Origin of the sequence: Qingshengfaniella alkalisoli, assembly GCF_007855645.1 — a bacterium.
GTDB classification, from domain to species: domain Bacteria; phylum Pseudomonadota; class Alphaproteobacteria; order Rhodobacterales; family Rhodobacteraceae; genus Qingshengfaniella; species Qingshengfaniella alkalisoli.
The window spans coordinates 68,930-92,130 of sequence record NZ_CP042265.1 but is presented as its reverse complement, the minus strand read 5'-3'; the positions used below and the strand labels follow the sequence as shown (position 1 = coordinate 92,130).

Below are 23,201 nucleotides of genomic sequence, written 5' to 3'. Positions count from 1 at the left end.
CTCAGTCCATCAACATGCCGCCGTTCACGTCGAGAACGGTGCCGGTGATCCAGTTCGAGGCAGGCGACGCGAGAAAGAGGATCGCCTGGGCGATATCCTCGGGCTGGCCGAAACGACCCAGCGGCACGTTGCCGTTGGGTGAGGGCGCGGCCCGCTGCGTTACGGTTTCCCACATCGGGGTTTCCACGGGGCCGGGGGCGATGACACTGGCATAGATGCCCTTGTCGGCGCCGTTCTTCGCGACCCATTTCATCAGCCCGTGTACCGCGGATTTCGCCGCGACATAGGAGGGCCCCGAGGCCACGCCGCCGATCTTGGAAGCGATCGAGCCTAAGGCGACAATCTTGCCCATGGCCTGTTCGGTCATGACCGGGAATACTTCCCGCACCGGGTTGACGACCCCCATGAGGTTCACGTTCAGGATCGACGCCCATTCGTCATCCGTCGAGTCGACCAGGTGCTTGTGCGAGATTGTCCCGGCGCAGAGGATCAACGCGTCGATCGCCCCGTGCTCGGCTTTCGTTTCGGCGATAACCGACCGCGTGTCGTCCTGCGAGGTCACATCGTAACGGCGATAGATGACCTTGTCGGACTCGAACTCGGCATGGTCCGCAATGTCGGTAGCGATGACCGTCGCACCGGCTTCGGCGAGGGCGAGGGTAGTTGCGTGGCCGATGCCCCCTGCTGCGCCGGTGACAAGCGCAACCTTGCCATCAAGACGTGCTGGCGCGCTGACTGGGATGGTGGTCATAGAGATCCCCGATTATTGAAATTGACAAGAACGGTCGCCCGCTGACGGGAATGTCAGCGGGCGATACCGCCTTCGTTATTCGCCTTTGGCAGCATTGAAGGCGACGTCGGGATAGGGCTGAAAATCTCGAACGAGGACAAAGTCGCCGTCCTTGTACTGGATGATGCCTTCCTGACGGGTCCCGCGGTGATCCTCGACGCTGAAGGTCACACCGCGTGCGCCTCCGACAGCCGCGTCGGTCATCGTGTTCATCGCCTTGACGAGATTATCTCGAGTGATCTCGTCGCCGCTGTCTAGAAGCAGCTGAAAACCCTTGTGGAACAATGCAGCGTTGCTCCAGCCGTTCAGGCCCAGGACACCAACAGGGTCATTCGGAAAATACTCGGCGACAGCATCACGGTAAGCTTTCACCTCCGGTTCATCACTTGAGACCGGCAGCAGCCAGGACGAGAAGTAGACACCTTCAAGCAGGTCGCCGGCTAGTTTCAGCGTCGACGGGTCTGCGGTAAAGAACGGCGCGAACCAGGCAACATTGACCCCTTGCAGATCAGCTGCCTTGAGGGCCGCCGCCAGGTTGGCGTTCGAGCCGTAGAGCAGCACCGTTTCGGCGCCGGAGTTCCGAATGCGCCGAATATGCGCACTGAAGCTGGTCGTCTTGACGTCGAACGGGATGGATTCCGCGGGTTCGAGGCCGAGATCGCTCATCACGAGGTCGAAGCCGCGCTTTGCGGATTTGCCCAGCTCGTCGTTTTCCCACAGCAGGGCGATCTTCTCGTGTCCCAGCCCGTTGGCCGCATATTCAGCTGCAGACGCGGCTGACCACCCATAGTCAGGCAGCAACGGAAAGACCGCCGGGACTTCGAAGAACGTGCTCGATCCGCCGACCGGACCTATTACTGGGATGCCTGCTTCCTTTGCATAGGGGATTACCGCCACATTGGTCGCGGTGCCGATCGACGCGGACAAGGCAAAGATTCCGTCGTCTTCGACGAGGCTGCGGGACACTGCGACGCTGCGTGCCGGATCATACCCGTCATCCTTGGTCACATAGTTGAATGTCCATCCTTCGGCGTCGCCGGATTCGTTGACCATCTTGAAATAGGCTTCAGCCGCGTGAGTCAGAACCGCGTAGAACGGCACCGGGCCCGTCACAGGGGTAAAGGCCCCGATCGTGACAACCTTGTTCTCCACGTCGACGCCGGATTCGGCGAGTGCCGACCCAGCAGATAGCGACGCGGTCGTGGCTACAGTAAACGCCGCACTTTTCCAGATTTTCTTGAGCATCGTGTCCCCTCCCTGAGACGTGAGTGCTTGATTTCCCTGTTGGCTGTAGCCGGACGTGACCCGACCAGAACATCCCCCAGGCGCAGACAAAATAACCTTGCGCTGCAGGCATGGCTGATCCTCCGTGGCCCTGCCTGCCCGAAGCCAAGAATGGTCTTGACGCTCACACAATGCATTATGCATTATCTGGATGGCAAGTAAAAAAGTAATTTCCCCAAAATGGCGCAGTCTGGCGCCGTTCGACAAGGAGAAAGTGTATGAAAACTGGTGTTCTCGCCGGTAAGACCGTGGTCGAACTGGGCAGCATGATCGCCGCACCCTATGGCGCGCATCTGCTGAATCAACTTGGCGCAGACGTCATCAAGATCGAGCCTCCGGCAGGTGAAACCACGCGCAAGCTCGTCCGGGGCGGCCCGAGCGGGAGCTACCTGGCGTTCAACAGGGGGAAGCGGAGCCTTTGCCTAGACATGACTTCGGAATACGGGAAAGAGGCCTTTCGGAAACTGATCGCCAGCGCGGATATCGTCTTGCAGAATCTGTCGCCGTCGGCCGCGCGCAAGCTGGGCGTGACGTTCGAAGACTGCAACGCGATCAATGCCGACATCATCTTCTGCCACATCAAGGGATATGGCGCAGGACCGTTGGAGGAACAGATCGCCTCGAACCCGATCGCCGAAGCCGCAACGGGTGTCATGTACTACAACCGCCCTGATGGGCGACCGGCGCGTCTCGGGCCGTCGTATCATGACCAATTCGCGGGCTGTTACGCTGTAATCGCGATTCTCGCCGCGTTACAGTCGGATCGCTCCGAAGAGCGGCGCAACATCGAGATCGGCCTGTATGAAACTGGCCTGCACATCGCAGCGCGGGACCTGCTGGGCGTGCAACTGAAGTCGCAACTCCTGGGCCGGCCCGAGCAGGAACCGTCGGCCGAATTCTCGATCCCGGGCTACGGCGCCTACGAATCGCATGACGGGCGCTGGGTCTACCTAGTCATGCTGACCGATGACCATTGGCGCAAGTTCGGCGCCGCCGTCGGCCTCTCCACCGACCCCGAGCTTGCAACCCTGCGCCAACGGCGGGCGCGTCGCTCCGATGTAGAGAAGATCGTCAGTCAGGCCGTAGCGACCTTCGGATTCGACGCGCTTGTCGAAAAGCTCGACGCCGCCGGTGTCGGCCATACGGAAGTGCTGCCGCTGGATCGTGTGCTCGACACGCCCCAGGCGCAAGCCGGGCACAAGGTGTCCGGGTTCGATTTCGCCGGGTACGAGTTCCAGACGCCCGAACTGCCCCTGGGACCTTTGCTGGGCGACGTGACAGGGTCCTTACCGCCGCCCCTGCTTGGCGAGCATTCGACCCAAATCATGCAAGAGCTTGGATTCCCGGACACTCGGGTCGCAGCGATCCTCGATCAAGGCGCGGCAATCCAGTCCGACCCCGAGGTCGCGCTTTGGGCCAAGCCGCGCAAGGCCGCTGCAGAAAGCTGACCTGGCGGGCGGTCCTACAGCGTCACCAGGAATTCCACGAAAGTTGCCCCCGCAAGCTGGCGGGGCCGCCTTTCGTTTGGCCGGGGTCCGCGCAGATTCTGACACGGGCCATGTTTGTGCGCTAAGCAAATGTATTGTTCGGACTGCTCTAATGCAGTTTGGCAAATTTTCCATTGCAAAATGCATTATCATGGATCAAACGCCTTGAGAACGGCGGATCCAAACCAAGGCGGACGGATCGACAGCTTATCCGTAATGTATCGTGTACCGGATTGGAGCACAGCTCTTTCCGCTGCGCGTCCCCCACGCATTGATATTCAACTGCAGGAACCGATCAGCGGATGAAACTTGCACGTTCAGAAATAAGGGTCGCGCAATATCGCGGCGTCACCTGCACCGGTACCCTCAAACATCATTGGTGGCCCCAGACTCATACTTCTTGAACAACGCGGTGATCTCCGGATCATCCGGCTGTTCGTACTTCCTGCCAGCGCAGCGGCGATAGATGCATCACGCGCAACCTCCGACCGCCGCGCGCACAGGAAGTCCTCGATGATCTCGGCAATGATCTGCAGGATGATTTCCAACAGCGACATTGCGGGATGAAGTCTGGTCCTGGTCGCGTGGACTGGTCCGGCGCTTCCGGATTGCGGGGCCGGGTATGATGGTTGGATCATGCGGCATCCTCCCATGGCGGCGCGCGGGACTTCGGGGTTTGGCCGCGAGTAAAGGTTTCGATGACACGCATCGCGCCACCGCATTTGGGGCATGTCCGGTGCAGGTCTCGTTCGTCGGAATCGACGCGCCCGTTTTCACCGGCCCTCTGATCAGACTCCAGCGCCCTATCGATCAGGCACCTGATCTTTTTGATCCTGTCGCGGCGGATGCCATTGGCTAGGAAGCCTGCGTGGCGGATACGGTGGAAGCCGGCGGGGAGGACATGCATCAGGAACCGGCGAATGAACTCGGTCGTGGACAGTCGCATGGTGCGGGTGTGGAGAGCCTCCACACCGGGACCTTCCCCGGTATAGTCATAGAATTCATTCAACCCCGGGTTACTCTGATGCAAGTCGTCGCTTCATCCGTCCAACTGCCTCAGGCCCGCCTGTTGCAAGCTCTTCCGCGATGGCCCCCAATTCAGGGTCGGCAGCACGATAGCGGTTCCCCCAGACACCCAGTTCCACCAGTAGCGGCAGAAGATCGATCCCGGCTTTCGTCAGGCGGTAGATCGCCTTGAGCTTGTGATCGGGATCGTCGTGGCGCGTCACGATCCCCTCCGCCTGAAGGGTTTGCAACCGACCAGCAAGAGTGCGCGACGAGACACCCTCATCCGACTGCAAGAACTCTCGGAAGTGCTTTTTACCAGCGAACATCATGTCGCGAATGATCAACAATGTCCATCGGTCGCCGATTACCTCGAGTGACAGGTTGATGGGGCAGTTCGATTTTTCCTTGCCTGACATTTTTGCTTCCATTTTTAAATCACTTTACTATTGACATTATTTTGTCCGGCGTCAACAGTTCCAATTGTAAAGCAATTTAGACCCAGTTGGTTGGCATTGTTTTGAGGAAGGAGAATTTTATGACCCGCTTGAATCCTTTGAGGGGAGAAACGCACGCTTTTATGAAAGCCGGCTCTACCAGTGAATTTGGCGCGACAACTTTGGTAAACCTAACCACTTATCGAACTGGAGGATTCCCAAAATGAGAAAGCTCGTTCTTCAGATGCAGATGTCGGTCGACGGCTTTGTTGGCGCTGGCGGCGATCACGATTGGCAGGTTTGGGGCTGGGGCGACGACAACCGCTGGGACGAGGTGCTCAAGCGGGATTTTAACGCCCACTTCCAGTCCATCGACACCATCTTGTTGAGCCGCAAGATGGCGGAGGAAGGCTATCTGTCTCATTGGGGAGATGCGGCGAAGAGATATCCGCAAGACCCGTTCTATGCCTTCGCGCAGCGTATCATCGATGTGCAGAAGGTGGTGCCGAGTGATAGGCTGGAAGAGACCCGATGGGAGCGCACAGTGGTCAGGAGCGGGGACCTTTCTCGTGAGGTCGGCGCGTTGAAGGCCGAGGAAGGTGGCAACATCGCTGTTTTCGGCGGTGCGGGTTTTGCCTCGGCATTGATCGCCGCTGGACTGGTGGACGAATTTCAATTCTACATTAATCCGGCTGCACTTGGCGGCGGAAGGCACATCTTCGACCAAGCTGACTTCGGCAATTTTCGCTTGCTTGGCTCGAAGGCATATGCATGCGGCATCGTGGTGAATCGCTACGAGCCGCTCGCCTAGGCCCGATTCAAAATCCCTTGATAGTCCATGCTTGCTAGGTGGCCGTTCCATCTTGGCGATGGCTGCATCGCACTGATCTTTCCGTAGAGCAGCAAACCGATTTCACAAGTCTCGCAATTCGCGGATGCACCGAATGGCAAGTTCGACGGGTCGCGACGCAGCAACACAGCCAGCTCTCGAGGGCAGCATTGGGCCGCTTATGTCGCAGATGCTCGGTCAGATCATGGCCGCCGCGCTGCAACGCAGAAGTCCGCACCGAACCCGGAGCGGTCGCTGCCCAGCTTCTCAAATGCTGCAGGAGCAGTCGACCGGTGTCAGCCCGGAGCGGACCCACGCCTGACGATCAGTCCGGTGAGGCGGCACATGCAGGTCGGGCGGGAGCGGACTTTCGCTGCGAGATCGACGAATGTCCTCTCAGAGTCGGCATTCGATGTCCCATGAGAGTCCCGTCAGGCAGGGGAGGTAAGTCCGGTTAGGTGGCCGAAGACTTCTTGCATATCTGCCTGGATCATGGCGATGACGCCAGCCGCATCGTCCGCGGCCCCAACCAGTCCGATGGCCTCCCCGACGAAAGGGGCCAAAACGGATGTATCTGCCGTCTCGATTGCGGCCTGCCACAGCTTTTCCTGCGCAGGAAGGTCACTTCTGAGCCCGGCGTCATCATCATTCCAGCGATCCACGAAGGTTGTTCGCAGGACGCGACCGGAATAGCGCTCGGGCCAATCGATGCGACGGACTGAGTCGATGACGCGCGTGCGGATCGTGTCATCACCGGTGTGGGCCAGCGTCGGATCGACCAGCCGCCGATCCACGAGCGACTCTCGTGCGCCCCAGAACCGCGTTCCGATCACCGCGCCGTCAGCACCAAGGGCAAGTGCAGCAAGGACGCCCCTTGCATCGGCGATGCCGCCCGCCGCACATAGAACGCTTTCGCTCCCCCGGCGAGCGATCTCGTCGGCCACTTCAGGGACGAAGGCCATTGTGCCCCGGCTCTGACCGTGGCCGCCGGCGTCGCCACCTTGTGCAACGACCACGTCGACGCCCAAGTCGATGGCGTGGCAGGCATCCCGAAATGTCTGAACCTGGCAGATTACCGGAACACCAACCTTGCGGGCCTTGTCGAGAAACGGCGCCGGGTCGGCGAACGACAGGAACAGTGCCCGGGGACTGCGCGCCAGGACCCGATCCAGAAGAGCGGGTTGATCGTCCAGCACGAAGGAGATGAGGCCGAGGCCCACCGGCGCATCGCCCGCGATATCGAACTGTTCTTCGATCCAATCCGCATCGCCATACCCCCCGCCAATCAGGCCAAGCCCACCAGCAAGCGACACGGCAGCGGCCAGGGTCCCGCCCGCGACGAAGGCCATGGGCGCCTGAATTATCGGCACTTTGAGGCCGAACGCATCGGTCAGCCGGGTTCTCATTGCCGCGCCCTGTAGTCTTCCACGGTCAACCCGCCGACCCCCCAGTTCTCAAGCTCGACTTCTTCGATTACGACGAAGGTGGTAGCGGGGTTCTTGTCCAGCACCGTGTGGAGAAGGTCGGTCACGCCCGCGATGAGTCTGGACTTGTCGTCCGCTGAAGGGCCGGTGCCGTCCGGCCCGCCTTCGCGGGTGATCTTGATGTTCACATAGGGCATGGTTCAGTTCTTCCTTGGAAGATAGGTGAAAACCTTGGTTACGATGCGCCAGTTGCCACCATGCGGCACCAACGTCAGGAAATCGAGGTAGTCGCGCCCCATCATGCTCATCCGCGCAGTGACTCGAGCTATGCGGTCGCTGCCGAAGGCGATTTCCAGGATCGCATCGTCCCGTGGGTCGCCGCGTTTGGCAGGTGACTCGCGTCCGTCGACACGCGCCATGTAGGTATCGAGATCGAAGTACAGCTCATCTCCCTCCGTCGCGCAGACATAGGAGAGACGAGGATGGAAGACCCGGCGGAGCATGGTGCTGTTGGCTTGATGAAGGCCTTCAAAATAGGCTTCCATTAACGCGACGACCTCGGCTTGACCGGTGGGTGTCATTGGATCAACCCTTCCGCTTTCATCGCATTCTGCGTCGCGGGCCGCTCGGCGACGCGGGCGACAAAGGCGGCAAGGTTTGGCCAGCGGGCGAGGTCGATGCCGATAAAGTTGGCCCAGTTGGCCACTGCGAAAAGATAGGCATCGGCAACCGAGAAGCGGTCCGCCACCATCCAGGTGCGGCCGTCCGAAAATTGGGACTCGACCCGGTCAAACTTTGTGGCCACGGCAATGCGGGCAGCAGCCTGTTCGTCTTTTGTGGCGCTACTGCGGAAGAGCGGGCCAAAGGCCTTGTGCAGTTCGGCCGAGATCCAGTTAAGTGCCTCGTGCAGGCGGGTCCGGTCGAAGGTCCCGGCTTCAGGCGCGAGCCCAGCCTCGGGGTGGCGGTCCGCGATCAACTGAAGCACCGCCGCGCCTTCAGTCAGAATCGCCCCGTCATCGAGCCGCAGGGCAGGCACGTAACCATTGGGGTTGATCGCGCGGAAGTCGTCGCCGGTTTCGGTGCGGCCCGCATGAGTATCCACGGCCTCGATTTCGAAGACCGCACCGGTCTCGTAGAGGGCGATGTGGCTGGCGAGTGGGCAGGCGCCGGGTTTGTAGTAGAGTTTCATCCTGAGGTCTCCGGGTTGAGGTATGCCTTTCGCTACTCCGATTTTTGACCTACTGATAATATCGAGTTTTCACATAAACGATCTTGTTTATCGATCATCATGAAGCACGAACAGCTCCTTGCCTTCGAGGCCATTGTCACCACCGGCACCTTCCGCGGCGCGGCGGAACGTCTCAACAAGTCGCAAAGCGCCATCAGCCATACGATCCGGCAGCTGGAAGAGGAGCTCGAACTGACGCTCTTCTCCCGCGACAGCTACCGGCCCAGCCTGACTGCCGAGGGGCAGGTCTTTTTCCGCGAGGCCAGCCGCGTTCTGGCGCAGATGCGCGAACTGGGCGCAACGGCTGCACGCCTCCGCGCGCGGGAGGAACCAGAGCTACGCCTTGCCGTAACCGCGACCCTGCCATTGGGTCACTTGCTGTCAGTTCTGGCGGAGATCGGGCAGGAATTCCCGGCGACACACCTGCGCCTGTCGACGGAAATGATGGGCGGCCCGATCGCACGGCTGATGGAGGGGCGGGCCGACCTGGCGATCGCGACTCTTGACGGCGTTCCGGTGGACGAGGTCGAGACGCGTCGCCTGACCGAGGTCACGATCCGCCCTGTGGCCTGCCTCGAGATGGCCGCGCGGCTCGGCCCGGACGCGCTGCCGATGTCGGTGATGCAGTCGATCCCGCAGATTATTGTGGCAGGCACCGGAGGGCCCGAGGACAATCAGAGCCGTGACCTGCTGCCTGGCGGACGCAAATGGACGGTTTCGGATTTTGCAGCCAAGAAGCAAGTAATCCTCGCCGGTCAGGGCTGGGGTGGGCTGCCGGATCACCTGATCTGCAGCGATATTCTGGAGGGCACGCTCGTCCCGTTGGTCGTCGAAGGCTTCCCCCCGCGCCGGTCCGAGATTTTTGCCATCCGCCGCCGGGATCAGGCCCCGGGGCCGGTGGCGACGGCACTTTGGTCGCGGCTTGAGGATGGAACCTGACACGGCCAGCACGGGGATCGAGCGCACCGTCGCACATCGCCTGACGTGTCCTTCCCCTTCAACGCGCAAGTCTCTGGACGACGAACTTGGTGTGCCAGTGGGTTTCCACGAGTTCATGGACGATGCGCTGGCTTGGTCAAAACTGCCCTGTGCCCAGCTTCGCAAGCGCAGCGAATGGCTGGTAAGGTGATGCAGTCCCGCGGCGCGGGGCCGCGCGTTCAATGGCAGGAGTGGGCCGAGTAGGATCGACAGAGCTGCTGAACTGCGCTGGATCTAGGGAGGCCCCGACCTCGTTGCTCTGCGCTTCCGCGACGGCCTCACGGAGGAGGCATTCCAGCGCGTGCCCACTCTCATCTTCGATCAAAAAAACCGGCTCCAGGACGTCTGGGCGTCAGAAGTCTTCGGGCACGACCTACCCTTCCCACACACTGGCTCCTTTCGACGCAGAGTTTCCTCTGAGGCAGTCTCACCGGCAAGGGGTGGGTTCTCAATCCGGTCCAACTTGCGAGACGCCATCTCGAAAGCGTCGCTCTCGTGGTGCTTGTTCCCGAAAACCAGCGCTGTCAGACTAGCTGATCGGATCATGCTGCTTGCCGCTTCTTGCCAGCAAAGAGCTGGACAGCTTTGAGCACCGCCACGTAAAAGACCGGCACCAAGAAGATCCCGATCACCGCCGAAGAGATCATCCCGCCCAGGACGCCGATGCCGATAGAATGTTGCGCCGCGGCACCTGCGCCCGAGGCGAGTGCCAACGGCAGCACACCAAGCATGAAAGCGAAGGTCGTCATCAGGATAGGACGCAGCCGCATTTTCGAGGCAGTGATGGCCACTTCGAGCAAAGGCTTGCCCTCCTTCACAAGGATCTGGGCGAACTCGACTATCAGAATCGCGTTGCGCGCAGCGAGCCCTATGGTCGTAAGCAGGCCAACCTTGAAGTAGACATCATTCGACTGGCCGAAGACCAGGGCCGCCGCCAGCGCGCCAAGCACACCAATTGGCACTGTCATCATTACGGCGAGGGGCACCGCCCAGCTCTCATAGAGGGCAGCCAGCGCGAAGAACACCACAAGCGCGGACAGCGCGAACAGCATCGGCGCCTGATTGCCCGAAAGCCGTTCCTGGTAGGACATCCCGGTCCATGCGGCGCTGTACCCACCAGGCATCTCTCCGACCATCTGTTCCATGGCTTCCATTGCGGCCCCCGAAGACAGTCCAAGTGCCGCCGAGCCGCTCAGTTCCATGGCGCGGGTGCCACCATAGCGCGCGAGCGCCTGCGGTTCCTGATCCCAAGCCTGAGTGGTAAAGGCGCCGAAGGATACCATTTCGCCTTCCGCGTTGCGCGCATGCCATTGGTCGATATCTTCCGGCTGCGAGCGTGCGTTGCCTTCACCCTGGACGATAACCGGACGCAACTCGGTGCCCAAGGCGAAGTCGTTAACTTCTCGCCCCGAGAAGATGACGGAAAGCATATCGTTGATCTCGCCGATCGAAAGCCCGAAGGCCGCAGCCTTCTGCTGATCAACATCGAGTCTGAGCGAGGTTTGAAACGGTGCCTCGTTCCCGCGTAGGTTGGTGACGCGGCCATCGGCCTGTGTCCTCGCAACCAGATCGCTGGCGGTCGCGGATAGCTCTTCCTGACCATTGCCGGACTGATCCACCAGGTACATGGAGAAGCCCGAGGATGCACCCATGCCCTGGATCGCCGGAGGCTGCAGAAGATAGACCTGACCGGCACGGCCCGTCATATAGAAATGGGCATTTGCCCGGTCCACCAGCGAAGCGGCATCGAAGCCCTCGCGATCTTTATAGTCCTTCAGCTTGACGAAGATCATCGCAGTGTTCTGGCCCGACCCGGAAAAACCGAAACCAAGCGCGGAGAAGGCGGACCCCACCGTGTCCTTCTCGTTTTCCAGAAGATAGGTCTCGACCTGCTCAACCAATGCCTCGGTCTGCGCTGTGGTTGAGCCATCAGGGGTCTCGACGATCACCATCAGCACGCCCTGATCCTCGGCAGGCAGGAACGACCCGGGCAGCTTTTCATAGAGCGCGAGCGCCCCCGCGCCGATCGCCGCCAGAACGATCAGCATGCGAAACGGCCGTTTCACGAAACGTGAAACTGCAGCGCCATACCCCGCGGTCACACGATCAAGATTGCGGTTGAACCAACGCGCGGGCGCGATGCCACTGCCATGAGCACGCGGTTTCAGCAGGCTCGCGCACATTGCCGGGGTCAGGATGATCGCCACGCCCAGCGACAGTATCATCGCGGTGATGATCGTCAGCGAAAACTGACGATAGATCACCCCGGTAGATCCGCCCATGAAGGCCATAGGCAGGAACACGGCCGACAGGACCAACACGATGCCGACCAGCGCCGAGGTGATTTCCTCCATACTCTTCTCGGTGGCGGAAACCGGGTCGAGCCCATCTTCCTCCATCACGCGTTCGACGTTCTCAACGACGACGATCGCATCATCGACGAGAAGGCCGATCGCAAGCACCATGGCGAACATGGTCAGCGTGTTGATGGTGAATCCTGCCACGGTCAGTACACCGAACGTACCCAGCAACACGACCGGGATGGCCATGACCGGGATCAGCGTTGCGCGCCAGCTCTGCAGGAAGACGAGAATCACAAGGAAGACCAATAGAACGGCCTCGGCGAGCGTCTTGTAGACCTGAGTGATCGACTTTTCGACGAAGGGCGAGGTGTCGTAGGGATAGACAACCTCCACCCCTTCGGGCAGCGAGGCGGTGATGTCCGCAACCGTCGCGCGCACGGCTTCGGCGGTCGAGACCGCATTGGCGCCGGTAGCCAGATTGACGGCAAACCCTGCAGCCGGATTGCCGTTGAAACGCGACGAAGACCCGTAGTTCTCCTCGCCGATCTCGATGCGCGCAACGTCGCCCAGGAAAACGGTGGAGCCATCTGGATCGACGCGCAACAGGATACGCTCAAACTCTTCCACGGATGCGAATTGCGACTGAGCCGAGACAGACAGCGTCATCCGCTGGCCTTCCGGCGATGGCTGGCTGCCGAGGCTGCCCACAGTCACATTGGTGTTCTGGTCCGACACGGCGCTGATCACGTTGGCCGGTGTGACCTGATATTGCACCAGTTTCATGGGATCCAGCCAGATCCGCATTGCGTACCCGGAACCGAAACTGCTTATCGAGCCGACGCCCGGAGTCCGCTTGACCGGGTCTTCCAGACGCTGCGTGACCATGTCACCCAACTCAAGGGAATTCAACTGGCCGTCCGTAGATGTGAGCGCGCCGACGAGCAGGATGGACGAGGTCGAGCGCGAGACGTTCACACCGTTCTGTTGCACAACGGACGGCAACTGTGAGGTGACCAGTTGTAGCTTGTTCTGCACCTGGACCTGCGCGATGTCCGGATCGATGCTGTCATCAAAGGTCAGGGTAATCGAGGCAGAACCAGGCGACGAAGACGAAGTCATATAGACCAGCCCCTCGATACCCGTCATTGCGTCCTCGACGACCGTTGTCACCGAGGATTCAACAATCTCCGCCGATGCCCCAGTATAGCTTGCGCGGATCGAGACGGTGGTGGGAGCGACCTGGGGATACTGCTCGATCGGCAGGCTCATCAGGCCAAGCCCGCCTGCCATCATGGTCACGAATGCGATGACCCAGGCAAAAACCGGGCGATGAATGAAAAAGCGCGCCATCCCGGTTTACTCCGCTGAAGCTGGGTTGCTGGTCGCAGCCGGTTCTTCGTTCGAAGCAGGCACGACGTTGCGGACGACGCCCGACGCATCATATTCTACCGGCACCATTGTAACGGTGGCACCAGACGTCAGGCCCGAGAACCCATCGGCAATCACCAGATCGCCGACCTCGACGCCATCGGTCACGATCCAACTGTTTTTCCAGGAGCCCACATCGGTCAGTTCGCGCCGCATTGCCTCGCCGTTTTCGGCGACCCAAGCGGTCAACTGGCCCGTGCGGTCGCGAGTTGTGGCAGAGTGCGAGACGAGAAATGCATCAATGGTTCCAAGCTCGATCTGGCCACGCAGAAACATGCCAGGCAGCAGGCGGCGGCCATGGTTCTCGAAACGGAACCGGCTGGTTACCGACCCTGTCGAGGTAGAGACCCTGAAGCCCGATGCCAGCAGTTCTCCAGATGCCTCGTAGGTCGTCCCGTCCTCGAGGGTAAGCGTCATCTTGATCGGATTGCTGATTTCCAGGCGCCCGGACTGGACATCCTTGATCACGTTCAGAATCCGGACCGACGGCTCATACATGTCGACATCGATCGGATCGAGTAGCGTGACCGTCGCCAGCGCGTCGGACTGCGCCGCGGTCACAAGATCCCCTACCGAAACCCCCGCAACGCTGGCATAGCCCTTGATGGGGCTGGTGATGGTGGTCCAGTTCAGTTCGGCCTTGGCGACTTTCAGGTCGGCTTTCGCCGTATTCAGGCGCGCCTCTGCCTGCTTCATCGTGGACTGAGCCGTTTCGACATCGGCTATGGTGCTTCCGGATCCGGCGAGCTTCTCAGCGCGATTATACGCGAGGGTGGCTTGGGTAAGCGCTGCTTCTGCCGCAACCACCTCCGCTTCGGCGCTGACGACTGCGGCTTCATAAGTCGTTGCGTCGATGCGGAACATCGGCGTTCCCGCCGTCAGCATTTCACCGGGCTGATACAGAATATCGGTCACGATACCGCCGACGCGCGGGCGAATGGCGGCCTCTTCCGCTGCAACGGCGCGCCCGGGCAAGGTGATGATCCGCGGCACTTTCTCCAGCTTCATTTCGACAACGCCAACCTGTTTGGGTGGCATTTGGTCCTGGGCGGTCGCTGCTGATCCCGCAGCAACTAATCCGACCATCACCAACATGAGTTGGCGCGCGCATACATGAATCACTGATCACCTCGATATGACATGCTCGGCTCGTATTGCTAGTTTCGATGACAACAGCCTTGTTGATGGCTGCAACAAGTGTATAATTTGCATACTATGCACTAGTTACACAAAAGGCAACCGAGAGAAGACGGCAATGGACGCAAACATTACACTTCGTGATCGGCGACGGATGCAGACGGAGCGTGATATTCAGGATGCAGCACTTGCGCTGACCTATCAGCACGGATTCGATGGCGTCACCACGGAAATGATCGCAGATGCGGCTAGCATCAGCATTCGAACCTTCTTCAACTACTACCCGAACAAGGAAGCGGCGATTGTCGGTCCACAAGCAGGGTTTGATGATGGGCTGCTTGCGGATTTTGGGGCCATGAATGGAACGTTGGTTGATGACTTTGTCTCACTCGTGACAGCGCAGTTCGAGATCTCCCAGCCAAGGAAGGACGTGATCCAGGCCATCGACAAGGTTCTGGGCGCCAATCCTGCCCTGCAAGCGGCATTCGCCAGATCACTTGAAAAGATGACCGATCAACTTGCCGCAGCTTTGCAGCCAAGGCAGCCTGCATCTTCACCTCAGAGGTTTTTCCTCGCGACGGTATTGATGAAAGCGGTTGCGGAGGGGTCAATCGCGTGGGGGCATGCCGAGAAGATGTCCGTCGATGACCTGATTACCATGATCCGCGAGTTGCTGGGGTTCCTTCAGCTAGAACTGTCACGATAGATTCAATCATATGTACCCGGCCGTGATCGTCGTCGGGCTACGGTTGAAAACCCGGGACGCCAACAGCCGGAAGGTGAAATAACAAGGCCGCCTACCGCTCAAATACTTCTAGGCGAATAGCAGCTAGTAGCTTCCATGCCGAGCAAACCTCTGCACGACGAAGTCCGCCGGCGCGGCGACTCCGATTTTCGGAAGGATGACCGCTTCATATCCGAGACGCTCGTAGCCATTGAGCAGCCGGTGATTTTCGGCGATGCCTTCATCAAATCCATGCTGCCGCTGGCCGTCGGCCTGGTAGATTTCAGGTCAATGGCGCGCCACCATGTCCGAAGCAGGGTCGAGGCCAGAATGAACTGCCTGAAGGCTTTCGGAGACAGGATCATGTCCGTTCGCCATGGTCACTCGAACCGGTGGCGTGACATGGCTCACCCCCGACCGCCAAACCGCCGAAATCCACATCCGCATCGCAATCATGAACACTTTCTCGGCCCTCGGCAGGGCCAAAATCGAAGCCGTCGCCTGAACTCAGCCGGGAAAGGGCGCATTCACCCTCGAACCTGGTGTGCGCAACATTGCCCGATGATACGAAGGTCGATGGACGGAACGCCCTCAACACAGCATCTCGATGCAATTGCACCTGTTGAGAAACGACCATTGTGAACGAACCTGTCGGCAATAGGCTGCGCCCGACCTATTGCGGCTCGGGCCACGAAAGCAAGTTCTGTAGCACGCTGGACATAACCTGGTATTATTTTTCGGTAAAAGTTTTTCCGTATTATTGACATGTATTATGCAGCGCGAGTATAACTCCCCCATCGACACTTCTTGAGGATAATTTCCATGGCGACGAAAGGGGAAATGGTTCGTGCTCTTGCAGCGCAATTCGACCTGAACCCGAACAAGGTCGATGCGATGACGCGCGCCATGGCACGTAAGGGCCTCCGCAGCCCTGGCGGTCGTGGCCGGGCCGCGACGCATATGAGTGGCGAAGACATCTTTCACCTCACCCTGGCCCTGGTCATGAACCTTGAGACCAAGGATGCGACCGATATTGTATCGGAGCTCTCGCAACTGCCACTTGTCTGCGGGGACCTGATCCGCGACGGCCATATCCAGTGGGAAACAACGCAGGATGCGAGCGAGCTGCTTGATGCGTTACAGCGGTTGCCTGTCGCTGGCCTGGAAATGGCGCGTAGCTTTGGGGCTTTCTGCGGGCATTGGCTTGAGCAAGGGTTCAATGCGCCGTCAGAGGGTTTCGCCTCGTGCAGCGTTTCTGTTGAGATCAGCTCGAACGGACCGCATGCGGTGTTCTCGCACCAATCCGAGGATGGTGATCTGAAGGTTTGGTTCGGGACGCCCCCCGGAGAACTGAGCGAGCCCGAATGGGAGCGGCGTATCAGCCTGTCCGACAAACTGTTTCGCAGGCTGGCCGTACTCGCAGAGGGAAGTCGTTCGTGATGTCAGAAAGGCTTCAGAATCACGCTACCAAGTTTGGTGATTTAGCGAATCAGCATCGCAAAATGCTGATGATTTCTTCTTTCCAGCGGCCGCGCTGAGCAGCCACTTCAGTTACCCACAGGTTTATCCAGATGAAACTGCATCCGTCAAATCAGCTTAAAGTAGAAGCGACACCCCTCTCGGGCGATACGACAGATGCTGTCATCCTGTTTTCGCAAAATGGTGCCGTCCTGTTCGAAATCGAAGGAAAACCCTTCTTCGATCTTGAGGCCGGAATCTGCGAAAAATCGGCATTCCGACATCCGCAAAACCGGCCGTCTGGACTCCCGGCTCAAGCGTATTCTACGGACACTTCCCGAATATGCGTCTGACATCCTGAACCGGATCTGATCTCTCAGTTCCAATCAGGCAGCAGGCGCTCGACGGAAGCAAATGTCCAAAGAGGCTTGAAAACCCAAAACCAGAAATAGGCGCATAGCGCCGACTTTAATCGTGCGAGAGCCCGACACCTGTGTTGCGAGGGACGGTTAGCATGCCGCTACCGCCTGGACAAGGTGAGCTCCGCGCATACTCGAAGTCAATCATAGCCCGAGGTCCGCTGTCCTCCGGGCCGGAGAACTCATGTCTTATCCATTTTTTCCGGGCGGCGTCCGCTTGCCCGAGGAAAGTGCAGGAAACCGCGACACGCAGGTCGCATCGAAAGCCCATTTCACGGGGCATATCACCTTTGGCGACGACCATGGGCGTGGCCTTGGCCTGGAAAGCAATCTCGAGAAAAAGGTTGCGCTCCTTCTTCGCTATGCGCCGGACACGGTCGATCTCGTCGAGCAGCGGGCGTTCGAATGGTACGATTCCCATGGGGAGTACCATACGCACTACGTAGACCTGGTGCGGCAGACGCGCGACGGTCGTCGCATCGGATACGCGGTACGTCCCGTCCATCGTGTCAGCGACGAGTATCAGGACAAGCTTGCGCGGATCAAATATCAATCCGCGTCGCAAGGGGTGTTCGATGACTTTCGCCTTTTCACCGAACAGGATGTGTGCCCGATCGCCCTGCACAATGCCACGCACCTTCATGCGGTACGTGTCGCAGAACCCGAGGCCGATCAGGCAGCAGCAAAAGTCGTCGGTGCCATGCGCGGCGTCGAAACGATCGGGATGCTGAGCGAGCAGATCGGCATGGATGGTACCGGGTTGCGCGCGCTGGTGCGCTTGATCGCATCACGGCACCTCCAGCTCCTGCGTCATGAGAGGATCAGCGACGCCTCCCAGGTCATCAAGGTGATGGCCCTGCATTAACCCGCGGGCTTTCGCTGCCCCAACAACAAACACTGCCCACCAATCTCCGCGGGCAATCCGACTGCGCATTGGCAGTGGGTTCTCTCCGCTCGCTCAAAATTCCGGGACCGCCGGACGACATCAAAGGAAACACTATGGAACTCAGCTTCAACACCGACAACGTACGTTATGCCTTCGGCAAGCTCGACCGCGTGCATATTAATGGAACTGCCTGCAAGGTCATTCACCACTCGGAAGAGGGATATGTCTTCGGCGCTGATGACAGTGTGGGGCTCGCCCAAGGCTACTCGCATGAACAGCTGAGCCGCCTGGGCGCGAAAGGCCGTATTAAGGTTGAGCCCGGCTACTACGACACGGATTCTGCCCGCAAACGTCTGATCCAGACCGCAGGGGCGGTGGCAGATCTACCCTCGAAGACCCGCGCGCGTCTTTCGAAAAAGGACGCCTATTGCGAGGCGCTCCTCGAGCTGCGGCGTCAGGGCATGATCAAGATGACCGATGGCAGCTTGAAAGCCAACATGGCGCTGATCAAGGGCAAAGCCATGGACTATGCGGGCCAAGACGCCCGCATTGGTGACCGCACGGTCGACATTTCTCTGGACTTCGGCACTGCACCCTCTCCTCGTTCTTTGCGTCGTTGGCTGGCCGCGAAGGAAGAACTCGGGTTGATCGGGCTGGCCGATACCATGCATCGTCGCGGCAATCATACTCGGATGATGGGACCTGACGAGTTAGGTCTGCTCATGACCCAGGTCCGCAAGTACCTCTCCCCCGAAAAGCCGACCATCAAGATGATCCACGACGAGGTTCAGTTGGCGTTCGCCGAACGCAATGCCGAACGCGCCGAGGATGGACTCGGCGCGTTAATCACGCCCAGCAGGGAAACGGTTCGCCGTGCTATTCGTGAACTCGATCCCTTTCAGGTTGTCTTGGCTCGTGAGGGCGAAGCGGCGGCACGGAAGAAGTATCGCCCGGTGCTCAATGGCCTGGACCTCACCCGGCCGCTGCAACGGGTGGAGATCGACGAATGGAAAATCGATCTGATCACGCTCATGAAAAGTTCCGGAATGTTCGACCTTCTGACGGTGGAAGAGCGGACCGCGATGGGCCTCGACAAGAAAAAGGCCCGTTGGTGGCTTACGGTTGCAATCTGCTGCACCACCCGGTGCATCCTTTCCATGGTGCTGAGCCGGGAACCTGGCGGTGAGGCCGCGACGCAGGCTTTGCAGATGGTCATGACCAACAAAGGCAAGTGTGCCGATGCCGTTGGCGCGCTTACCGCCTGGGACATGCATGGCACGCCTGAACTCGTTGTCACGGATGGCGGCGCCGCGTTCAAATCCGAACGCTTCCGTTTTGCATGCGCAGACAGCAGGGTCGCGACCGAGATTGCCATCAATGGGGTTCCCGAAGTTCGCGGAACGATCGAACGTGTGTTCGCTACATTTGTGAAAGACCTGATGCCGCGACTCTCCGGCCGCACCTTCTCGAGCATCGTCGAGAAAGGCGATGCAAACCCTGCGGATCGTGCTGCCCTGACTGTCGATGATCTGACCTTCGCGCTGATCCGTTGGGTCGTCGACATCTAACACAATACACCCCACCGTGGGCTTGGCGGCTCGACCCCGATCGACTGCTGGCGGCACCTGAGCAAGAAGTGGGGCGTGATGCCGCCGCCGGACATGCACACAGCGCGCACGGTGTTCGGACAGCACAAGACGGCCACCCTCGACAAGACCGGGATCACGATCCTCAAGGTCCGCTATCACTCCGAGCTTCTGGCGAACTGGCTGCGCCGTCAGGACAGCTGCACCGTCAATGTACGCTGGCATCCCAAGGATATCAGCGCGGTGTCGGTTCAGCTGGGGGATCAGTGGTACGAGGTGCCTTCCGTGGATGCCAGCCTTGAGGGTGTCTCGGCACAAACCTGGCTCACGGCGACCCGTAGGATTAAAGCCGCCAACCCCACGTCCAATCGTCTGGATCTTGTCGCAGTGCGTCAAGCCATTAAGGCGATCGCAGCACGCAACGAGGCCGCCATGGCCGCTGCGAGCCTGAACCTTGAAGACTGGTCTGAAGAGGCCTTCGCTCGTGCCGAGAAGAACGTCCTCGCTGGTGTTGAATTCCGCGAGCGCGCCTCCACCCCCCAGAATGACAATGAGCTTGGACGTGCCGTTCCCGACCACGTGGAGCCCTCTGATGCATCGCCCAAGGCCCCGCGTCACACCGGCAAACATGAGAACGACGCGGCCAATCCTACGGCAACCCTGAATGTGGAGGAGGACTGATCATGTCGCAACACGCACAAACGGCGCGCATCCTCGAGCACCTTCGGAGCCTTCACATCGGCTCCGACATGGATGCACAGATCACCGACCAGCTCGCACGTCTGCTGAAACGGGATGAGGCCGGCGAGCTTTGTGCCGAGCCGATCCGCTTCACCCGGACCAATGAGACGCGCGGCATCATGGTGGTGGGAGGCGCCGGCAGCGGCAAGTCCCACCTCGTCCACCGGGCCCTGATGAAGTTTCCGGTACTGGCCGAGGGCGAACTCGGTCGCCGTCGGTTTCTGGAATGCTCCGTTCCAAGCCCGGCGACCCTCAAAAGCATGGTCCTGGAAATGCTGGAAAAGAGCGGGTATCCGGAGGTGTCCTCGAACCGCCAGGTCTGGTCGCTCGTGCAGATGCTTCGCGCGCGCATGTCCACCACCGGAACTGTCGTCCTGTGGATCGACGAGGCACACGATCTTTTCTGTGCCGACCGCAAGCTCATTCTGCGAGCGTTAAAGGCGCTGATGCAGGGCGACGATTCCGTAATCGTTATTCTCTCAGGCACGGAGGAGCTTGCACAGGTCATCCGGACGGATCCGCAGGTCCAACGGCGGTTTTCGACGGTCGCCTTTCCCGCGCTCGTTCCCGAGCTGCAGGGCGACCTCTTCCGCCAGATCATCGATGACTACTGTCGTCGGGCCAACCTCGGCGCCCCGATCGAGGCCGATCTGGTGGGTCGGGTGTTTCATGGTGCCCGCTACCGGTTCGGGCGGGCGATCGAGTTGATCGTGCGCGGCATTGAGGTGGCGCTGTACGCTGAGGCGAGCGAACTGACCATTGATCACTTCGCACGCGCCTGGGCGATGCATGAGGGCTGTTCCCCCGACCAGAACGTGTTCTACGCCGAACAGTATCAGCTGCTGCGTTTGGATCAGGACCTCGAGGACGCGCAGCCAGTCCGGAAACGGCGGAGGGGGTGAGCAATGGCGACAATTTTCCCCTATCTGCCGTTTCACCCGGATGAAACACCTCTCTCCTGGGCCGCGCGCAGCGCGGCCTTTCATACCGGAGGCCGGCTGGTCCCCTTCCTGCATGATCTTGGCGTTGATCTGTGGGCTTTGAAACGTGGCGAAGATGAGGCAATGTCTCGGCTATGTTCCGCTGTCGGGCAGGATCCTGCTCCTGTCGCCCACAATGCCATCAAGCTGCGCAAGGATCGCCGCTATCGCTTGCGCAAAGAATCCTTCTCGGCGAATTTTCTTAGCAGCCCTGTAACGCGCTTCTGCTCTCATTGTCTGGCTGAGGATGCTCAAGGTGCTGGTCGACCCGCAGTCTTCTGGCGGCACCGGTTGCTCTGGACCCCGACCGTTGTCAGAACCTGTCCTGTGCATCACACCCCTCTGGTCAGTCATCGCAGCGGAAGCTGGGATGACGGAGTACATGAACTGCAAGCTATTCCTTGCACCTGCAAGGATCCGGATCATGATCGCATGGCCGCGCGTCCCCCGTCGCCTTTGCAAAACTACGTGATCGCCAGATTGGAAGGTGCAGCTGGTCCGTCGTGGCCGGATGGACAGGATCTCGATCAAGTTGTGCGAGCGGCCGAGATGCTGGGTGCGGTCCTCGAATATGGACCGGAACAGAAAGCTTCCGAGATGACTGAAGACATGTGGGATCAGGCGGGTCGTTCCGGCTGGCTGACCGTGAGCCAGGGACCGGCGAAGATCCGCGATACATTCATCCGTCTGCTGCGCCAAGCTGAAGCCAAGCCGGAAACGCCGAGCCCCCGAAGAGCCTATGGCATGCTTTACCGATGGCTGGCCGCGTCGACTCGCTCAAGCAACCCTGGTCCAATTTGTCAGCTACTTCGGGAGCATGTCATCGACACCACCCCGCTTACCAAGGGACAGACATTGCTGGGTAGCCCGGTACAGGAACCCAGGGTGAGCACTGTCGCAAAGATTGCGGCGGCCGAGTTGGTCCATCCCATGCCCCTTCGCGAACTGCTCGCGGCTCAAGGTGTCATCCCGGCCTCAGATCTCAAGAGGCCTTACCAGCATATTGTCCTTCGCTACGAGGAAGCAATGCCAGCCGCTCGTCAGTTGAAGCATTCCGTTCCGGTCAGCCACCTTCCTGACCTGATGGGCACGTCATCCCGGATGGTCGACGCCCTTCTCGAATCTGATCTGCTTACGTCCCTGACATCCGTGGAAAAACTGTCGAGTACGATTGGCAAGGTGGTCGATGAACTGGAGGTGGCCGCGTTTCTGGACGATCTGAACACACGGATTCCAGAGGTTGACGAGGCGCCGCGATCTTCAATCACCCTGGCCCAGGCAGTCGAAAATGGATGGATGACCCTGCCCGCTATCCTTGCGCTCCTCCGGCAAGGCGAATTGAAACGTGCATGCCGACTTGCTGGCGGTCATGGGCTGGCGGCTGTCTTCCTGGATCCGCTGGAGGTGCAATCCTTGCGCGCACATCCGCGTCCCGGCATGGCAGGAGAACTTGCCCTCATGATCCTGGGCTTCGATACTGTCATCGGTCGCCGAGTATTCGAACGCCCGGAACAGCAACCGTTGATCTCGTCCCTGCCGCTTGGGGAAGATGTCTGGGTAACACCCGAAGCCATCGAACGATTTCGACAACAATACGTGACACGGAAACGGCTACCGCTGGAGATGGGCTGTCGTCCGCGCGTGGCGGAGAACATGCTCCGAGAACACGGAATCACACCGGTCTGGGATGCACGCAAGTTCGGGGCAGCAATCTATAGAAAAGCCGACTTACCTGGAATCTGACGAGCCAAAGCACACGTTTTGAAGGGATGCCGCCATTTGGCGGCATTTTTCTTGCAAAATCGATGGTCACTAAACCTGTGCATTATGGACAAAGTGGCCGCCCGAGAGGCAGAGCCTATATCCAGGACCCCTATTTTTTAACGCTTTCGTTTCGTTACTTGGAATTCAATGGCCAATAATTGGTTAGTCCCACAGTTGGACCCACCATATAATGTCCATTTCGGGGGTAATTTGACCATTCCGGCACAGGATTAATGACCATTAGTCGCGCTGCGGTCAGCAGTTGCGTTTAATTTCAATAGCTTGGCGCGTTATGGGTTTGGGAGCCTTCAAG

Annotated in this window: 21 protein-coding genes and 2 pseudogenes; 12 read left to right on the top strand and 11 right to left on the bottom strand. The window is 59.6% G+C overall.

Features of this window, described 5'->3' with window-relative positions:
- Position 1 precedes the first annotated feature (1 nt).
- Positions 2 to 751: an SDR family NAD(P)-dependent oxidoreductase gene (locus FPZ52_RS16900; RefSeq protein WP_146366791.1), complete on the bottom strand. Its 750-nt coding sequence runs from the start codon at positions 749 to 751 to the stop codon at positions 2 to 4.
- Between the two features lie 75 nt (positions 752 to 826).
- Positions 827 to 2,281, bottom strand: a complete 1,455-nt coding sequence (locus FPZ52_RS16895; protein WP_240804532.1) for an ABC transporter substrate-binding protein — start codon at positions 2,279 to 2,281, stop codon at positions 827 to 829.
- Between the two features lie 11 nt (positions 2,282 to 2,292).
- Here FPZ52_RS16895 and FPZ52_RS16890 point away from each other — a divergent pair, with 11 nt between their 5' ends.
- Positions 2,293 to 3,522, top strand: a complete 1,230-nt coding sequence (locus FPZ52_RS16890; RefSeq protein ID WP_146366790.1) for a CaiB/BaiF CoA transferase family protein — start codon at positions 2,293 to 2,295, stop codon at positions 3,520 to 3,522.
- A gap of 356 nt (positions 3,523 to 3,878) precedes the next feature.
- Here the strand turns inward: FPZ52_RS16890 and FPZ52_RS16885 are convergent, their stop codons facing one another.
- The 3 genes and pseudogenes from FPZ52_RS16885 to FPZ52_RS16875 form a co-directional block, all read right to left on the bottom strand.
- Entirely contained in the window at positions 3,879 to 4,199 is a 321-nt protein-coding gene (locus FPZ52_RS16885) for a hypothetical protein (protein ID WP_146366789.1), read from the bottom strand.
- Positions 4,196 to 4,513, bottom strand: a pseudogene (locus FPZ52_RS19645) (transposase); the annotation flags it as partial. The gene FPZ52_RS16885 and the pseudogene FPZ52_RS19645, both read right to left, overlap by 4 nt.
- Before the next feature lie 64 nt (positions 4,514 to 4,577).
- Positions 4,578 to 4,985 (bottom strand): winged helix-turn-helix transcriptional regulator, encoded by a 408-nt coding sequence (locus tag FPZ52_RS16875; RefSeq protein ID WP_146366787.1) that lies wholly within the window; start codon positions 4,983 to 4,985, stop codon positions 4,578 to 4,580.
- A 241-nt stretch (positions 4,986 to 5,226) separates the two neighbouring features.
- Between FPZ52_RS16875 and FPZ52_RS16870 the strand changes: the two genes are divergently transcribed.
- On the top strand, positions 5,227 to 5,814 hold the full coding sequence (locus FPZ52_RS16870) for a dihydrofolate reductase family protein (RefSeq protein ID WP_146366786.1): 588 nt from the start codon (positions 5,227 to 5,229) through the stop codon (positions 5,812 to 5,814).
- 449 nt (positions 5,815 to 6,263) lie between these two features.
- On the opposite strand, the gene FPZ52_RS16865 is transcribed toward FPZ52_RS16870, so the two are convergent.
- Genes FPZ52_RS16865 through gstA form a run of 4 tightly spaced genes read right to left on the bottom strand, consistent with a single transcriptional unit; the run spans position 6,264 to position 8,445 of the window.
- Positions 6,264 to 7,238, bottom strand: a complete 975-nt coding sequence (locus FPZ52_RS16865; protein WP_146366785.1) for an NAD(P)H-dependent flavin oxidoreductase — start codon at positions 7,236 to 7,238, stop codon at positions 6,264 to 6,266.
- Positions 7,235 to 7,453 (bottom strand): tautomerase family protein, encoded by a 219-nt coding sequence (locus tag FPZ52_RS16860; RefSeq protein WP_146366784.1) that lies wholly within the window; start codon positions 7,451 to 7,453, stop codon positions 7,235 to 7,237. The genes FPZ52_RS16865 and FPZ52_RS16860 overlap by 4 nt, the downstream gene beginning before the upstream one ends.
- 3 nt (positions 7,454 to 7,456) lie before the next feature.
- Positions 7,457 to 7,837, bottom strand: coding sequence for a nuclear transport factor 2 family protein (locus FPZ52_RS16855; RefSeq protein WP_146366783.1), 381 nt, complete (start codon positions 7,835 to 7,837; stop codon positions 7,457 to 7,459).
- Positions 7,834 to 8,445: a glutathione transferase GstA gene (gstA, locus tag FPZ52_RS16850; RefSeq protein WP_146366782.1), complete on the bottom strand. Its 612-nt coding sequence runs from the start codon at positions 8,443 to 8,445 to the stop codon at positions 7,834 to 7,836. The genes FPZ52_RS16855 and gstA overlap by 4 nt, the downstream gene beginning before the upstream one ends.
- A 99-nt stretch (positions 8,446 to 8,544) precedes the next feature.
- Between gstA and FPZ52_RS16845 the strand changes: the two genes are divergently transcribed.
- Together FPZ52_RS16845 and FPZ52_RS16840 are read left to right on the top strand one after the other, a co-directional pair.
- Positions 8,545 to 9,423, top strand: a complete 879-nt coding sequence (locus FPZ52_RS16845) for a LysR family transcriptional regulator (RefSeq protein WP_146366781.1) — start codon at positions 8,545 to 8,547, stop codon at positions 9,421 to 9,423.
- Positions 9,413 to 9,613: a hypothetical protein gene (locus tag FPZ52_RS16840; RefSeq protein WP_146366780.1), complete on the top strand. Its 201-nt coding sequence runs from the start codon at positions 9,413 to 9,415 to the stop codon at positions 9,611 to 9,613. Before FPZ52_RS16845 ends, FPZ52_RS16840 begins: the two co-directional genes overlap by 11 nt.
- 391 nt (positions 9,614 to 10,004) lie before the next feature.
- Here FPZ52_RS16840 and FPZ52_RS16835 read toward each other — a convergent pair whose 3' ends face one another.
- Complete coding sequence (locus FPZ52_RS16835; RefSeq protein ID WP_146366779.1) at positions 10,005 to 13,115, bottom strand: efflux RND transporter permease subunit; 3,111 nt, start codon at positions 13,113 to 13,115, stop codon at positions 10,005 to 10,007.
- A gap of 6 nt (positions 13,116 to 13,121) precedes the next feature.
- Positions 13,122 to 14,231, bottom strand: a complete 1,110-nt coding sequence (locus tag FPZ52_RS16830) for an efflux RND transporter periplasmic adaptor subunit (RefSeq protein WP_240804531.1) — start codon at positions 14,229 to 14,231, stop codon at positions 13,122 to 13,124.
- A gap of 217 nt (positions 14,232 to 14,448) precedes the next feature.
- Here FPZ52_RS16830 and FPZ52_RS16825 point away from each other — a divergent pair, with 217 nt between their 5' ends.
- From FPZ52_RS16825 to FPZ52_RS16790, 8 genes and pseudogenes are all read left to right on the top strand, one after another.
- Positions 14,449 to 15,036 (top strand): TetR/AcrR family transcriptional regulator, encoded by a 588-nt coding sequence (locus tag FPZ52_RS16825; RefSeq protein WP_168201402.1) that lies wholly within the window; start codon positions 14,449 to 14,451, stop codon positions 15,034 to 15,036.
- 318 nt (positions 15,037 to 15,354) lie between these two features.
- Positions 15,355 to 15,559: pseudogene (locus FPZ52_RS16820) on the top strand (hypothetical protein); the annotation flags it as partial.
- A gap of 317 nt (positions 15,560 to 15,876) precedes the next feature.
- Positions 15,877 to 16,494 carry a hypothetical protein gene (locus FPZ52_RS16815; RefSeq protein ID WP_146366777.1) on the top strand — a complete coding sequence of 206 codons (618 nt, stop codon included), beginning with the start codon at positions 15,877 to 15,879 and terminating at the stop codon, positions 16,492 to 16,494.
- 654 nt (positions 16,495 to 17,148) lie between these two features.
- Positions 17,149 to 17,796, top strand: a complete 648-nt coding sequence (locus FPZ52_RS16810; protein ID WP_240804530.1) for a PDDEXK family nuclease — start codon at positions 17,149 to 17,151, stop codon at positions 17,794 to 17,796.
- 134 nt (positions 17,797 to 17,930) lie between these two features.
- Positions 17,931 to 19,385 carry a DNA-binding domain-containing protein gene (locus tag FPZ52_RS16805; protein ID WP_146366775.1) on the top strand — a complete coding sequence of 485 codons (1,455 nt, stop codon included), beginning with the start codon at positions 17,931 to 17,933 and terminating at the stop codon, positions 19,383 to 19,385.
- 78 nt (positions 19,386 to 19,463) lie between these two features.
- Positions 19,464 to 20,084, top strand: coding sequence for a Mu transposase C-terminal domain-containing protein (locus FPZ52_RS16800; protein WP_240804549.1), 621 nt, complete (start codon positions 19,464 to 19,466; stop codon positions 20,082 to 20,084).
- A 2-nt stretch (positions 20,085 to 20,086) separates the two neighbouring features.
- Complete coding sequence (locus FPZ52_RS16795) at positions 20,087 to 21,046, top strand: TniB family NTP-binding protein (RefSeq protein ID WP_146366773.1); 960 nt, start codon at positions 20,087 to 20,089, stop codon at positions 21,044 to 21,046.
- Between the two features lie 3 nt (positions 21,047 to 21,049).
- Positions 21,050 to 22,867, top strand: coding sequence for a TniQ family protein (locus FPZ52_RS16790; RefSeq protein WP_146366772.1), 1,818 nt, complete (start codon positions 21,050 to 21,052; stop codon positions 22,865 to 22,867).
- Positions 22,868 to 23,201 lie beyond the last annotated feature (334 nt).